15 protein-coding genes are annotated in these 12,677 nt (G+C 66.0%); 8 read left to right on the forward strand and 7 right to left on the reverse strand.

Going from position 1 to position 12,677, the window contains the following annotated elements; all coding sequences use genetic code 11:
* Positions 1-9: 9 nt before the first annotated feature.
* Both CAG11_RS11695 and pedF read right to left on the reverse strand, forming a co-directional pair.
* Positions 10-882, reverse strand: coding sequence for an ABC transporter substrate-binding protein (locus CAG11_RS11695; protein WP_085596440.1), 873 nt, complete (start codon positions 880-882; stop codon positions 10-12).
* A 5-nt stretch (positions 883-887) separates the two neighbouring features.
* Positions 888-1,349 (reverse strand): cytochrome c-550 PedF, encoded by a 462-nt coding sequence (gene pedF, locus CAG11_RS11700; protein WP_085596441.1) that lies wholly within the window; start codon positions 1,347-1,349, stop codon positions 888-890.
* A 253-nt stretch (positions 1,350-1,602) separates the two neighbouring features.
* On the opposite strand from pedF, the gene exaA reads away from it, so the two are divergent.
* Together exaA and CAG11_RS11710 are read left to right on the forward strand one after the other, a co-directional pair.
* Complete coding sequence (exaA, locus tag CAG11_RS11705) at positions 1,603-3,489, forward strand: quinoprotein ethanol dehydrogenase (protein WP_085596442.1); 1,887 nt, start codon at positions 1,603-1,605, stop codon at positions 3,487-3,489.
* Positions 3,490-3,556: 67 nt separating this feature from the next.
* Positions 3,557-4,216 (forward strand): pentapeptide repeat-containing protein, encoded by a 660-nt coding sequence (locus CAG11_RS11710; RefSeq protein ID WP_085596443.1) that lies wholly within the window; start codon positions 3,557-3,559, stop codon positions 4,214-4,216.
* Between the two features lie 297 nt (positions 4,217-4,513).
* Here the strand turns inward: CAG11_RS11710 and CAG11_RS11715 are convergent, their stop codons facing one another.
* Genes CAG11_RS11715 through CAG11_RS34035 form a run of 5 tightly spaced genes read right to left on the reverse strand, consistent with a single transcriptional unit; the run spans position 4,514 to position 7,154 of the window.
* Positions 4,514-4,843, reverse strand: a complete 330-nt coding sequence (locus CAG11_RS11715; RefSeq protein WP_085596444.1) for a type II toxin-antitoxin system RelE/ParE family toxin — start codon at positions 4,841-4,843, stop codon at positions 4,514-4,516.
* Positions 4,840-5,076 carry a type II toxin-antitoxin system ParD family antitoxin gene (locus tag CAG11_RS11720; protein ID WP_085596445.1) on the reverse strand — a complete coding sequence of 79 codons (237 nt, stop codon included), beginning with the start codon at positions 5,074-5,076 and terminating at the stop codon, positions 4,840-4,842. The genes CAG11_RS11715 and CAG11_RS11720 overlap by 4 nt, the downstream gene beginning before the upstream one ends.
* Before the next feature lie 43 nt (positions 5,077-5,119).
* A complete protein-coding gene (locus tag CAG11_RS11725) occupies positions 5,120-5,758 on the reverse strand; it encodes a response regulator transcription factor (protein ID WP_085596446.1) in 639 nt (212 codons plus the stop codon).
* Entirely contained in the window at positions 5,758-7,029 is a 1,272-nt protein-coding gene (locus tag CAG11_RS11730; protein ID WP_085596447.1) for a HAMP domain-containing sensor histidine kinase, read from the reverse strand. Before CAG11_RS11730 ends, CAG11_RS11725 begins: the two co-directional genes overlap by 1 nt.
* A gap of 2 nt (positions 7,030-7,031) precedes the next feature.
* Entirely contained in the window at positions 7,032-7,154 is a 123-nt protein-coding gene (locus CAG11_RS34035) for a hypothetical protein (RefSeq protein ID WP_256578563.1), read from the reverse strand.
* A 161-nt stretch (positions 7,155-7,315) separates the two neighbouring features.
* Between CAG11_RS34035 and CAG11_RS11735 the strand changes: the two genes are divergently transcribed.
* The 6 genes from CAG11_RS11735 (at position 7,316) to CAG11_RS11760 (ending at position 12,657) form a co-directional block, all read left to right on the forward strand.
* Positions 7,316-8,509, forward strand: a complete 1,194-nt coding sequence (locus CAG11_RS11735) for an ABC transporter substrate-binding protein (protein WP_085596448.1) — start codon at positions 7,316-7,318, stop codon at positions 8,507-8,509.
* A gap of 29 nt (positions 8,510-8,538) precedes the next feature.
* Positions 8,539-9,513 (forward strand): YVTN family beta-propeller repeat protein, encoded by a 975-nt coding sequence (locus CAG11_RS11740; RefSeq protein ID WP_085596449.1) that lies wholly within the window; start codon positions 8,539-8,541, stop codon positions 9,511-9,513.
* A complete protein-coding gene (locus tag CAG11_RS11745; RefSeq protein WP_085596450.1) occupies positions 9,510-10,268 on the forward strand; it encodes an ABC transporter ATP-binding protein in 759 nt (252 codons plus the stop codon). The genes CAG11_RS11740 and CAG11_RS11745 overlap by 4 nt, the downstream gene beginning before the upstream one ends.
* Before the next feature lie 26 nt (positions 10,269-10,294).
* Positions 10,295-11,089 carry an ABC transporter permease gene (locus CAG11_RS11750; protein ID WP_085596451.1) on the forward strand — a complete coding sequence of 265 codons (795 nt, stop codon included), beginning with the start codon at positions 10,295-10,297 and terminating at the stop codon, positions 11,087-11,089.
* A 309-nt stretch (positions 11,090-11,398) separates the two neighbouring features.
* Positions 11,399-11,941, forward strand: a complete 543-nt coding sequence (locus CAG11_RS11755; RefSeq protein WP_085596452.1) for a PQQ-dependent catabolism-associated CXXCW motif protein — start codon at positions 11,399-11,401, stop codon at positions 11,939-11,941.
* A 50-nt stretch (positions 11,942-11,991) separates the two neighbouring features.
* A complete protein-coding gene (locus CAG11_RS11760) occupies positions 11,992-12,657 on the forward strand; it encodes a response regulator transcription factor (RefSeq protein WP_022643626.1) in 666 nt (221 codons plus the stop codon).
* Positions 12,658-12,677: the final 20 nt, after the last annotated feature.

The following is a 12,677-nucleotide window of genomic DNA, read 5'->3' on the forward strand; positions in this document are numbered from 1 at the left end:
ACCTTGCTCCTATTGATACATCTGTGGGACCTCGTAACGCAGGCCATAACGGGCGTAGAGCGCCTTGAGCCGACCATCGCGGATCAGCCCCTCCAGGGCCTCTTCCACGGCATAGGCCAGCTGGCGGTTGCTTTCATGCACCGCCATGCCGATCTCCCACACCTGCTTGCCCATGTTCGGGTAGGCGTTTTGCGCGAGCGCCCACTGCGGATCAGCGGCCTGGTGCAACTGCCAGTCGATCTCGCCGCGCATGGCCATCACCGCATCCACCTGCCCCGCCCGCAAGGCCCCGAACGCCTGTTGCACGCTGGGGTAATGATGGGTCTTGGCACTGAGCAGGCCGTTGAACACCGAGGTCAGGTAGAACGACGGCACGCTGTCTACCTCGACGCCAATGGGGTGTTGCTGGAACACCGCGACACTGGCCACCGAATCCAGCCGGCGGCGGTCGAATGCCACCTGCCAGCGCTCCTCCTGATAGGGACCGAACATCACCACCTGATCGTTGGCCAGCTCGCCCAGGTCGTTGCGCTTTTGCGCGTAGTCGTGGTCGTAGGGCACGCGCAGCATCAGGTCCGCCAGTTGCTGGTGGCGCAGCGGGCTGCCGCGCCAGATGTAGTCGCGCAGGTCGTCGTCGAGCGTTTCCCCAGGCGGCGCCCAGATCAGTTGCAAGCGCACCCCCAGGGCCTCGGCCAGGGCTTGCGCCAGCTCCACATCGACGCCCCGGGGCTGGCCCCGGTCCTGGAAGCTGTAGGGGGCAAAATCCTGGTACACCGCCACCTTAAGTTCACCGGAGGCGATCATCGCATCATAGTTGCGCACCCCGGCCTGGGCCGCCAGGCAGCACAGCACGGCGGCAAACAGCAGCACGAGACGAGCCATGGCGCTCATTCCTCGACGTGCACGCTGTCCAGGTAAGTGCGCACCGCCCACAGGGCCTCCTGGCTCAGGTAGTCGGCCATCTTCGGCATGTACACCCGGCCATCGCGCACCGCGCCGTGGCGCACCCGCTCGACGAACCACTCATCCCCGGCTTCGCCGGCATCCAGCATGCGCAGATCCGGCGCAATGCCTCCGGACTTGGCTTCCAGGCCATGGCAGGCGGCGCAGTTCTGGTTGTAGGCCGAAGCGCCGATCTCCACCGCCTTGTCGTGTTCGGGCGAGGTGCGGTACGGGTTGACCGCCGCCCAGCCATCGCCATCCAGCGTCACCCCGGCGTCCTTGATCGGGGTCAGGCCCTGGGTCTGCACCGCCTGGGGCACCACGTTGCCATGGGCCCATGCCGCGCCGGTGGCCAAGGCTCCGGCCAGCAGCCCTGCCACGAGCAGGGCGTTGTGTTTTGTTGTCATTGTCAGGCCCTCAAGATTGCACGCAAGACCTCGCTACAGAGGCCATGCCGCCATCTTAGGAACAGCCCGGATGCGGCCGTATGCTGCTTTGGTGGTCGCGCCCTACTCCCTTGGTAGTAGGGCTTGTGGCGCGGTTCTAAATCAGGTGCCTCCCGGGAACTATTCCCGGCAAGGGCGGGACTTTTTCCGTATCTGAAAACCCGTTCGCAGCAGACCCTGGCCAGGCCAAAAACCTTTACCGGGAACTGCCACCATGACAACAAGAACCCTATCCGCCCCCTTCCCCTTCAGCCGCGCCGTGCAGGCCCTGCTACTGGCCGGCAGTCTGTCCCTGGCCGGCGCCGGCCTGGCCGCCAACGCCCCAACCGGCAAGGGCGTGACCTGGGAAGACATCGCCAACGACCACCTGACCACCCAGGACGTGCTGCAGTACGGCATGGGCACCAACGCCCAGCGCTGGAGCCCGCTGGCCCTGGTCAACGACCAGAACGTGTTCAAGCTGACCCCGGCCTGGTCCTACTCTTTCGGCGACGAGAAGCAACGCGGCCAGGAGTCCCAGGCCCTCGTCAGCGACGGCGTGGTCTACGTCACCGGCTCCTACTCCCGGGTGTTCGCCCTGGACGCCAAGACCGGCAAGCGCCTGTGGACCTACAATCACCGCCTGCCGGACAACATTCGCCCGTGCTGCGACGTGGTCAACCGCGGCGCGGCGATCTACGGCGACAAGGTCTTCTTCGGCACCCTCGATGCCCGGGTCATCGCCCTGGACAAGAACACCGGCAAGGTGGTGTGGAACAAGAAGTTCGGCGACCACAGCGCCGGCTACACCATGACCGGTGCGCCGACCATCGTGAAGGACCAGAAGAGCGGCAAGATACTGCTGGTCCATGGCAGCTCCGGCGACGAATTCGGCGTGGTCGGCCAGCTGTTCGCCCGTGACCCGGACACCGGCGAAGAAGTGTGGATGCGGCCCTTCGTCGAAGGCCACATGGGCCGCCTGAACGGCAAGGACAGCACCCCCACCGGCGACGTCAAGGCGCCGTCCTGGCCGGACGACAAGACCACCGAGACTGGCAAGGTCGAGGCCTGGAGCCATGGCGGCGGCGCCCCCTGGCAGAGCGCCAGCTTTGACTCCGAGACCAACACCATCATCGTCGGCGCCGGCAACCCCGGCCCCTGGAACACCTGGGCGCGCACCGCCAAGGACGGCAACCCCCACGACTTCGACAGCCTCTATACCTCGGGCCAGGTCGGCGTCGATCCGAGCACCGGCGAGGTCAAGTGGTTCTACCAGCACACCCCCAACGATGCCTGGGACTTCTCCGGCAACAACGAGCTGGTGCTGTTCGACTACAAGGGCAAGGACGGCAAGCGGGTCAAGGCCACCGGCCACGCCGACCGCAACGGTTTCTTCTACGTGGTCGACCGCAGCAACGGCAAGCTGCAGAACGCCTTCCCCTTCGTCGACAACATCACCTGGGCCAGCCATATCGACCTCAAGACCGGGCGTCCGGTGGAGAACGAAGGCCAGCGTCCGGCCAAGCCGCTGCCGGGCGAGACCAAGGGCAAGCCGGTGGAAGTCTCGCCGCCGTTCCTGGGGGGCAAGAACTGGAACCCCATGGCCTACAGCCAGGACACCGGGCTGTTCTACATCCCCGGCAACCAGTGGAAGGAGGAGTACTGGACCGAAGAGGTGAACTACAAGAAAGGCTCGGCTTACCTGGGGATGGGCTTTCGCATCAAGCGCATGTACGACGACCACGTCGGTACCCTGCGCGCCATGGACCCCACCACCGGCAAGCTGGTGTGGGAGCACAAGGAGCCGCTGCCGTTGTGGGCCGGGGTATTGGCCACCAAGGGCAACCTGGTATTCACCGGCACCGGCGACGGCTTCTTCAAGGCCTTCGACGCCAAGACCGGCAAGCAGCTGTGGAAATTCCAGACTGGCAGCGGCATCGTCTCCCCACCCATCACCTGGGAGCAGGATGGCGAGCAGTACATCGGCGTGACCGTGGGCTACGGCGGCGCCGTGCCACTGTGGGGCGGTGACATGGCCGAGCTGACCAAGCCGGTGGCCCAGGGCGGCTCGTTCTGGGTGTTCAAGATCCCCAGCTGGGACAGCAAGACCGCCCAGCGCTGATCGACCTGTGGCGAGGGCGCTTGCTCCCTCGCCACACCCGCCTTCACTGCTTCCGGAGAACCGCCCCATGAACTACCTGCCCCTTGCCCTGCTGCTGACCCTCTCCCCCGCCTTCGCAATGAACGTCGACGACGAGGGCAACGACGTCCCGCTGACCATCAACGGCTGCCTGATCGCCGAATCCAGCCAGTGCCCCGGGGCCAACCTGCGGGGCGCCAACCTGGCCAACCAGGACCTGCGCAAGATGAACCTGGCCGGCGCCGATCTGCGCGATGCAGACCTGCGTCACGCCCAACTGGACCTGGCCAACCTGGAAAAAGCCCGCTTGCAGGGCGCCAACCTGACCCGCGCCAGCCTGCAGCAGAGCAACCTGCGGTTGGCGGACTTTACCGACGCCAAGCTGATGGCGATCCAGGGCTGGGGCCTGTTCGCCCAGGGCGCACAGTTCGCCAACGCCAACCTCAGCGCCGCCTACCTGCAGTTCGCCCGGCTCTCCGGAGCCAAGCTGCAGCGGGCCAACTTGCAGGCGGCGGACCTGGAGATGGCCTGGTTGAGCAAGGCGGATCTGCAAGGGGCCAATCTGAGCGAGGCCAATCTGCAGGAGGCCAAGTTCGGCGAAAGCAATCTGGAAGGCGCCGACCTGCGCGAGGCGCGGCAGCATTATGGGAATTTCCAGGATGCCAATATGGAGGGCTGCCAGGGGTGTCCGGGGACGTGGGATAAGTAAGGGGACGGGGGCATATCCGTTGCTGCGGGTGTGGCGGCTGGTGGTTTCGCCCTTACGGCGAGTCACTTTGAAAAGCCCAAAGTAACCAAAGGCTCCTGCCCCTCCACTCGGTGCCGAGCCTTAGCGAGGTGCCGGATGCGGGGGCAGGAGCGTTTTGCTTACTTTTGTCTGGGCCGGCATTCCGGATTTTCAAAAGTGAGTCGCTGTAAGAGCGAAACCGTAAGAGGCCGTTACCGCAGCAACGGATATGTCCCCCCCCTCAAACTCACCACAAAAAACCCCAGACATCCCCCACCACTACCAGAAAACACCTTCAGCCAACCATTCAGGAAAGTCCCGCATACCATGCAAAACCCGCCACACGTCGATATGGTCAGCACGTTCAACGTAGAACATCAGATAGGGGTAGCGCTTCAACGGCCAACAAAGCACCCCCGGCAGATCCAGCTCGTGGGCGTAACGAGACATACCCGAGGCCGGATGACGGCCGATATGGACATAGGCCTTTTCCAGAGCATCGATAAAACCGAGCGCAGCCTGCTCGGCCTGTTGGTCAAGGTAGTAGTTGATAGCGCCTTCCACGTTCTGACTGGCAAAGGCACGTGGAATGACCGGCTTGGCTTTCATCCCCGAGCCTTGCGAACCCTGGCACGCAGGGATTCGAAATAGTCACCGTCCACAGCAGTGCCCGGTGCCGATTGAGCCCCCGCTAACAACAGGCCACGCAGATGTTGCCGATCCTGATCCTTGCGAATCAGCTCACGCACATATTCACTGCTGGTGCTGTAGCCACGCTGGCTGACTTGATCATCGACAAAGGACTTGAGGGCGTCCGGCAGGGAGATGTTCATGGTGCTCATGGCTTTGTCCGCTTTTGACAAAATTTGCCAAATTATACACCCCTCACCCCGCCACCCGCACCACGCCCATGTCGATCCCCAGATGCACCAGCTGCGCATGGGAACTGACCTGCAACTTGCTCTTGAGCAGGGTCAGGTGGTTGGACACGGTCTTGGTGCTGATGCACAGCTGCTCGGCAATCTCCCGCGCCGGGGTGCCGCGGGCCAGCATCACGAAGATCTCCAGCTCACGCTGGGTCATGCTCTGCAAGCGCGGGTCGCTGGCGCCGGCCTGGGGCGTGCAGGCCAGCTGGGTGGCCAGGGCTTGCTCGATGTAGGCGTGGCCCGCCAGCACCCGCTGCACCGCCTCGATCAGCACCTGGGGCGGCGAGCTCTTGGTCAGGTAGCCCGAGGCCCCGGCCTCCAGCGCCTGGCGCACCAGGGGCAGTTCGTCGTGCATGCTGAAGAACAGCACCCGCAGCTGCGGCAAGCGCTGGCGCAGGCGGCGGGTGGTCTCCAGGCCGCTGATGCCCGGCAGGCCGAAGTCCATGATCACCAGGTTCGGCACCTCTTCCAGGACCCGGGCCAGGGCCTCCTCGCCATTGGCGGCTTCACGGACCTGCATTGCCGGCAACGCCGCTCGCAGCAGGCTGGCGTAGCCCTGGCGGACCACGGCATGGTCGTCGACCAACAAGATGTTCATCAGGCCTCCATGGGCATGTTCAGGGGCATGTTCAAAGCCAGTGCCCAACCGGCGCCGGGACGGCTGAAGACGCGCAATTCGCCGCCCAGGCTGCGGGCACGCTCGGCCATCGAATGTAGGCCGACCCCGGGCCGCTGGGGCTGGCAGGCGCCGCGGCCGTTGTCCCGCACCCACAGGCGCAGGCCCCGGCCGCGGCGTTGCAGGCATATCCGCACCTGGCTGGCACTGGCGTGGCGGGCGACATTGGTCAGCGCCTCCTGCAACAGCCGGTACAACTGGGTCTGGTCCGTGGCCGACAGCGTTGGCAGGTCCTCGCCCAACTTCAGCTGGCAGGCGATGCCCTGGTTGTCCTGCCACTGGCTCACCAGCATCTGCAAGGCGGCTGGCAGCGACACGTGCTGCAACACCAGCGGATACAGGTCCTGCACCAGGGCGCGAAAGCCCTGCTGCAACTGCTGGCAATTGCGCTCCAGCAGTTCGGCCGTCTGCGCCACCGTGGCCGGCTCGCCAGCCACCAGGCGCAACAGGCAGGCCTGGGCACGGATACCGGCCAGGTACTGGCCAAGGTCGTCGTGCAGGGTCTGGGCCAGCTGGGTCCGCTCCCGTTCCTGCACCGCCAGCAGCGCCCGGGTCAGTTGCGCGTTGTCGGCCCGGGTCTGCTCCAGGGCCGAGGTCATGCGGTTGAAGTGCCCGGCCAGTTGCAGCGCTTCGGGCAGGCCGCTTTCCGGGAGGCGCACCGCCAGTTGCCCGGCCGATACTTGGCGCAAGGCCCGCAGCAGTTCATCGAGCAAGCCAACGCCCCGGCGCACCGCCCAGCGGATGGTCAACAGGCTCAGGACCAGGGCCAAGGCGCACAGGCCCAGGAGTTGTTGCAGGGAATCCCAGGCTTCGTCGATCTCGTCCCGGGCATCGACGGCGATCAGCACCCGGCGTCCGTCGCTCAAGTCCAGCAGCCGGCTGGCATGCTGGCGCTCGCTGAACAAGCGGCGGCCGAGCCAGGCATCCCAGCCCGATTGTTCGGGCAGGCGGGCACTGGCGCCCGGTTCCAGCCAATGCACCCGCACATGGCGCAGGCTACGGGTCAGGCGTGGTTGCAGGCTGGCCGGATCACGCTCGGCGGTCTCGCCCAGGTAGGCCACCACCGCCTCGGCGGACTGCAACTCGCGCTCGACATCAGCCAAGGCCTGGTGCCACAGCAACCCGGCACAAGCCAGGGTCACCAGGGCGAAAAAACCGCTGACCCACAGGTTAATCCGCCACAGCGCCGACATGCCTAGTGCCCCGGCGCCAACGGCACCGCCGGTACCGGCAGCGGGCGCGAGCCATGCAAGCGATCGACGCCGATCAGGCTGAGGATCAGCAGCAAGGGCAACAGCAGCAGTTTGATAAGGCGCATGGGCGATGACTCCGCAGTGGCCAGGGACGGTGCTGGCCATGCTAAGACCGCCACCGCCGCACCGGGCTACTACCTTGGTACTGGCCGGGCGCTACTTTCTGCATATTTCCCCGCTCCGACGCTCTTTCTATGCTGGCGCCACCTGCCGTGGAGAGCCGCCGATGAGCCAGCCCGCCCCCCTTGCACTGACCTGCCTGCTGGCCCTTGCCATGGCCCTGGGCGGCGTCCAATGCGCGCGGGCCACGCAAGTGGCCGAGCCCAGCCTGCAGGTGCGCATCGGCTACCTGGGCTATCGGCCCGACGCTGGTCCGCTGCTCTCGAACATCATTCCCGAACCCGCCGATGCCGGCCTGCAAGGCGCCGAGCTGGCGATCGTCGACAACAACAGCACCGGGCGCTTCCTCAAGCAGCGGTTCGAGCTGCTCAGCGCCAGCGTCGACAGCCCCGAGGCGCTGCTGCAAGCCGCCCGGGCCCAGCACGAGCAGGGCCTGCGGCTGTTCGTGGTGAACGCCCCGGCGGCCAGCTTGCGCGCCTTGTCCGCCGCCCTGGCCGACAGCCTGTTGTTCAACGCCGGCAGTCCCGACGACCGCCTGCGCAGCGACCAGTGCCTGGGCAACGTGCTGCACAGCCTGCCGAGCCGGGCCATGCTGGCCGACGCCCTGGTGCAGTTCCTGGCCCTGCGCAAATGGCAGCGGGCCTTGCTGGTGGTCGGCCAGACCGAGGATGACCGAGCCTACGCCCAGTCCCTGCGCCGGGCCATGAAGCGCTTCGGCCTGCAGATCGTCGCGGAAAAAGCCTGGAGTTTCGACAACGACCAGCGCCGCAGTGCCCAGGCCGACATGCCGCTGTTCACCCAAACCGCCGAGTACGACGTGGTGCTGGTGGCCGACGAGCGCGGTGACTTCGGCGAATACCTGCCCTACCAGACCTGGTACCCGCGCCCGGTGGCCGGCACCCAGGGCCTGACCCCTACCGCCTGGCACAAGAGCGTGGAGACCTTCGGCGCCGCGCAATTGCAAAAGCGCTTCGAAGCCCAGGCCGGGCGCTGGATGAACGACCGTGACTTCGCCGCCTGGATGGCCGTGCGCAGCATCGCCAGCGCGGTGCGCACGTTGCGCCAGGCCGAGCCCCGGGCCCTGCAACAACGGCTGCTGGGCGACCAGTTGCCGCTGGATGGCTTCAAGGGCCGCAAGCTCAGCTACCGCCCATGGAACGGCGAGCTGCGCCAACCCATTGCCCTGGTGCAACCCCGGGCCCTGGTCAGCACCTCGCCCCAGGAGGGTTTCCTGCATCCGTTCAACGAGATGGACAGCCTGGGCTACGACCGCCCCGAAGTGACCTGCCGCTATCCCTGACCCGCCCCTACAACAATAAGGAATCCGCCATGCGCCGCCCTCTTCTTCGCCGCTCCACGCTCTGCGCGGCCCTGCTGCTCGCCACCGGGCAGGCCCTGGCCGCCACCGCCTGGGTCTCCAACGAGAAGGACAACAGCCTGAGCCTGATCGACCTGCAGACCCTGCAAGTCACCGATACCCTGCCCGTCGGCCAGCGGCCCCGGGGCCTGCTGTTGTCCCACGACAACACGCTGCTGTACATCTGCGCCAGCGATTCGGACCGGGTCCAGGTGATGGATGTGGCCACCCGCAAGATCATCAAGGAACTGCCTTCGGGCAAGGACCCCGAGCAATTCGCCCTGCACCCCAACAACCGCTGGCTGTACGTATCCAACGAAGACGATGCGCTGGTGACGGTGATCGACACCCAGACCGCCAAGGTCCTGGGGCAGATCGACGTCGGTGTCGAGCCCGAAGGCATGGCGGTCAGCCCCGACGGCAAGTGGGCGGTCAACACCAGCGAAACCACCAACATGCTGCACTGGATCGACACCAGCACCCAGACCCTGGCCGACAACACCCTGGTGGACCAGCGCCCGCGTTTCGTCGAATTTTCCCCGGACGGTTCGCGCCTGTGGGCCTCGGCGGAAATCGGCGGCACGGTAACCATCCTCGATGTGGCCACCCGCCAGGTGCTCAAGACCCTGGGGTTCAAGATCAAGGGCGTGCACCCGGACAAGGTCCAGCCGGTGGGCATCAAGCTCAGCGCCGATGGCCAGTACGCCTTCGTCGCCCTGGGTCCGGCCAACCATGTGGCGGTGATCGATGCCAAGAGCTTCGAGGTCCTCGACTATCTGCTGGTGGGAAGGCGGGTCTGGCAGCTGGCATTCACCCCGGATCAGCGCCAGTTGCTGGCCACCAACGGGGTCAGCGGCGACGTCTCGGTGATCGACGTGGAGCAGCGCAAGGTGCTCAAGTCGGTGAAGGTCGGGCGTTACCCCTGGGGCGTGGTGGTGACCCCATGAAGGCCCTGGAGGTGTGCCAGCTGAGCTTCGCCTACGGCCCGCGCCAGGCCCTGGACCAGGTCAGCCTGAGCCTGGCCCCCGGGCGCTTCGCCGCGCTGCTGGGACCCAACGGCGCCGGCAAGTCGACGCTGATCGCCCTGCTCACCCGGCTCTACGACCTGCAACAGGGCGACATCCGTGTCGGCGGCTGCTCGCTGCGCAATGCCGCGCGGGCGGCCCTGCGCCAGTTGGGGGTGGTGTTCCAGCAAAGTACCCTGGATCTGGACCTGAGCGTCGAACAGAACCTGCGCTACCACGCCGCCCTGCATGGCCTGTCCCGGCGCCAGGCCCAGGCGCGGGTGGAGGCCGAGTTGCAACGCCAGGGCCTGGAGGAGCGCCGCCGCGAACCGGTGCGCCAGCTCAACGGCGGGCACCGACGGCGGGTGGAGATCGCCCGCGCGCTGCTGCACCAGCCGCGCCTGCTGTTGCTCGACGAAGCCAGCAGCGGCCTCGACCCGGCCAGCCGCCTGGCCCTGGGCCGGCATATCCGCCAGCTGTGTGAGGAGCAACAGCTGAGCGTGCTGTGGACCACCCACCTGCTGGATGAAGTGCAAACCGACGACCAGTTGCTGGTCCTGCACCAGGGGCGCCTGGTGGCCAGTGGCGAAGCTGGCGCGGTGAGCCAGGCCCACGGCGGTGACCTGGGCAGCGCCTTCGCCCGCCTGACCTCGGCGACGCCCACCCACTCGCTGGCAACCGGAGGACACGCGGCATGAGCACACCGGTCATGAACACGCCTGGCATGAGCGCCTACTGGCAGTGCCTGCGCGGCATCGTGCTGCGCGAATGGCTGCGCTTCGTCCTGCAGCGCACGCGCTTTCTCAGCGCCCTGGTGCGCCCGTTGCTGTGGCTGCTGGTGTTCGCCGCCGGCTTTCGCGCGGCCCTGGGCATCGCCATCATCGAGCCCTACGACACCTACATTCCCTACGAGGTCTACATCATCCCCGGGCTGGCCTGCATGATCCTGCTGTTCAACGGCATGCAAGGATCGCTGTCGATGGTCTACGACCGCGAGATGGGCAGCATGCGTCTCCTGCTCACCAGCCCCCTGCCCCGGCCGTTCCTCTTGGCCAGCAAGCTGCTGGCCACGGCCCTGGTGTCGCTGTTGCAGGTGTATGCCTTTCTCGCCATCGCCTGGCTCTACGGGGTGCAGCCCCCGGCCCTGGGCCTGCTGGCGGCACTGCCCGCGCTGTTGCTGGTGGCGCTGATGCTCAGCGCCCTGGGGCTGTTACTGTCCAACGCCATCCGCCAGTTGGAGAACTTCGCCGGGGTGATGAATTTCGTGATCTTCCCGCTGTTCTTCCTGTCTTCGGCGCTGTACCCGCTGTGGAAGATGCTCGAGGCCAGCCAGTGGCTGTACTGGCTGTGCGCGCTCAACCCCTTCACCCATGCGGTGGAGCTGGTGCGATTTGCCCTGTACCTGCGCTTCAACCCCCTGGCCCTGGCGGTGTGCCTGGGCCTGACCCTGGTGTTCGCGCTGCTCGCAGTGGCCACCTTCAACCCGCAGCACGCCGCCCTGCGCAAGAACACCGCCTAGGTTCTGCTGATGAAAAACCTCCGTAGCCGCTGTCGAGCCCTGGGCGAGGCGGCGCAAAGGGCCGAAGGACCTTCCAGGGCTCCGAAAGCCGGCACCTTGCAGTGCATGAAACCCCGTGGATGGCCCTGGCGGACCGCGCCAGCAGGCTTGGCGTCACCTGAACAGCCGCAGCAGCGACTACCGACAAGCGCAAGAGCGTCGCCCAGCCAGGACCTACGACTTTGGTACTGCTTTTACTGTCGATGGTCGCATTCCCAAGTGCCTGGCCCTGGCATGTAGTGGCCCCATAACGACAAGGATAAAAGCCTTATGCCTCGTGCGCTGCAAACCCTGGCCACACTGTGCCTGAGCCTGGCGCTGGGCAGCGCCCAGGCCGCCGACCCGCTGTTTTCCGCCGAGGGTTATCGCACAGGTAGCTATCGCAGCCCGACCCCGCTGCACATCGAGGCGGCGCAGATCGTCGACACCCAGGCCTTGCAGGGCCTGCTGCAAGTGCGCCCGGCGCCGCTGCTGATCGATGTCTATCGCCGGCAATGGCTGCAAGGCCGCTTCATCGACAGCGAACCCCACGCCAACCTGCCCGGCAGCCACTGGCTGGCCAATACCGGCGACGGCGAGCTGACGCCCCAGTGGCAGGGCTACTTCAACCAGCATTTGCAGCGCCTGAGCCAGGGCGACCGCCAGCGAGCGCTGGTGTTCTATTGCCGCGCCGATTGCTGGCTGAGCTGGAACGCGGTAAAACGCGCCGCAGCCCTGGGCTATAAAAATATCTACTGGTACCGCGATGGCCTGGATGCCTGGGAAGCCGCCGGGTTGCCCCTGGTGGCCGCCCAGCCCGAACCCCTACCCTGACGATGCCTTGCTCAAGTGTCCCCATAACCACAATAACGAGGTGAAAGGCCGTGTACAGAATCCTGATAGCCGATGATCACCCACTGTTTCGCGAAGCCATCCACAACGTCATCAGCGACGGTTTCCCCGGCAGCGAGGTGATGGAGACCGCCGACCTGGACAGCGCCCTGGCCCTGACCCAGGACCACGACGACCTGGACTTGATCCTGCTGGACCTGAACATGCCGGGCATGCACGGCCTCAATGGCCTGATCACCCTGCGCAACGAAGCACCGACCATCCCCGTGGTGATCGTCTCCGCCGAGCAGGACAAGCAGATCGTGCTGCAGGCCATCACCTACGGCGCCGTGGGTTTCATCACCAAGTCCTCGCCGCGCTCGCAGATGACCGAAGCCATCGAGCAGATCCTCAATGGCAACGTGTACCTGCCGCCGGACATCATCCGCACCCAGAAGAGCTCGCCAGGACGGCGCAGCAGCGAAGCCCCGAGCTTCCCGCCGGAGCTGTTGCAGGCCCTGACCCGCAAGCAACTGCTGGTGCTGGAGCGCATGACCAAGGGCGAATCCAACAAGCAGATCGCCTACACCCTGGACATCGCCGAGACCACGGTGAAGGCCCACGTCTCGGCGATCCTGCGCAAGCTCAACGTGCACAACCGGGTGCAGGCAATCCTCAGCGCCGGGGATATCGATTTCGGCGCCTACCTGCGCCGCTAGGAAGCAGGTTCGAGCGGCAA

It is taken from the genome of Pseudomonas sp. B6(2017) (assembly GCF_002112765.1).
Lineage (GTDB): Bacteria > Pseudomonadota > Gammaproteobacteria > Pseudomonadales > Pseudomonadaceae > Aquipseudomonas > Aquipseudomonas piscis.

Excerpts from the sequence above, each read along its gene's own strand:
- CAG11_RS11720 (WP_085596445.1), bottom strand. The coding sequence starts at position 5,076 with ATGAGCACCATGAACATCTCCCTGCCGGACGCCCTCAAGTCCTTTGTC.
- CAG11_RS11745 (WP_085596450.1), top strand. The coding sequence starts at position 9,510 with ATGAAGGCCCTGGAGGTGTGCCAGCTGAGCTTCGCCTACGGCCCGCGC.
- CAG11_RS11740 (WP_085596449.1), top strand. The coding sequence starts at position 8,539 with ATGCGCCGCCCTCTTCTTCGCCGCTCCACGCTCTGCGCGGCCCTGCTG.
- CAG11_RS34035 (WP_256578563.1), bottom strand. The coding sequence starts at position 7,154 with ATGCGCCTTATCAAACTGCTGCTGTTGCCCTTGCTGCTGATCCTCAGC.
- CAG11_RS11710 (WP_085596443.1), top strand. The coding sequence starts at position 3,557 with ATGAACTACCTGCCCCTTGCCCTGCTGCTGACCCTCTCCCCCGCCTTC.
- CAG11_RS11715 (WP_085596444.1), bottom strand. The coding sequence starts at position 4,843 with ATGAAAGCCAAGCCGGTCATTCCACGTGCCTTTGCCAGTCAGAACGTG.
- exaA (WP_085596442.1), top strand. The coding sequence starts at position 1,603 with ATGACAACAAGAACCCTATCCGCCCCCTTCCCCTTCAGCCGCGCCGTG.
- CAG11_RS11750 (WP_085596451.1), top strand. The coding sequence starts at position 10,295 with ATGAGCGCCTACTGGCAGTGCCTGCGCGGCATCGTGCTGCGCGAATGG.
- pedF (WP_085596441.1), bottom strand. The coding sequence starts at position 1,349 with ATGACAACAAAACACAACGCCCTGCTCGTGGCAGGGCTGCTGGCCGGA.
- CAG11_RS11735 (WP_085596448.1), top strand. The coding sequence starts at position 7,316 with ATGAGCCAGCCCGCCCCCCTTGCACTGACCTGCCTGCTGGCCCTTGCC.
- CAG11_RS11730 (WP_085596447.1), bottom strand. The coding sequence starts at position 7,029 with ATGTCGGCGCTGTGGCGGATTAACCTGTGGGTCAGCGGTTTTTTCGCC.
- CAG11_RS11725 (WP_085596446.1), bottom strand. The coding sequence starts at position 5,758 with ATGAACATCTTGTTGGTCGACGACCATGCCGTGGTCCGCCAGGGCTAC.
- CAG11_RS11695 (WP_085596440.1), bottom strand. The coding sequence starts at position 882 with ATGGCTCGTCTCGTGCTGCTGTTTGCCGCCGTGCTGTGCTGCCTGGCG.
- CAG11_RS11755 (WP_085596452.1), top strand. The coding sequence starts at position 11,399 with ATGCCTCGTGCGCTGCAAACCCTGGCCACACTGTGCCTGAGCCTGGCG.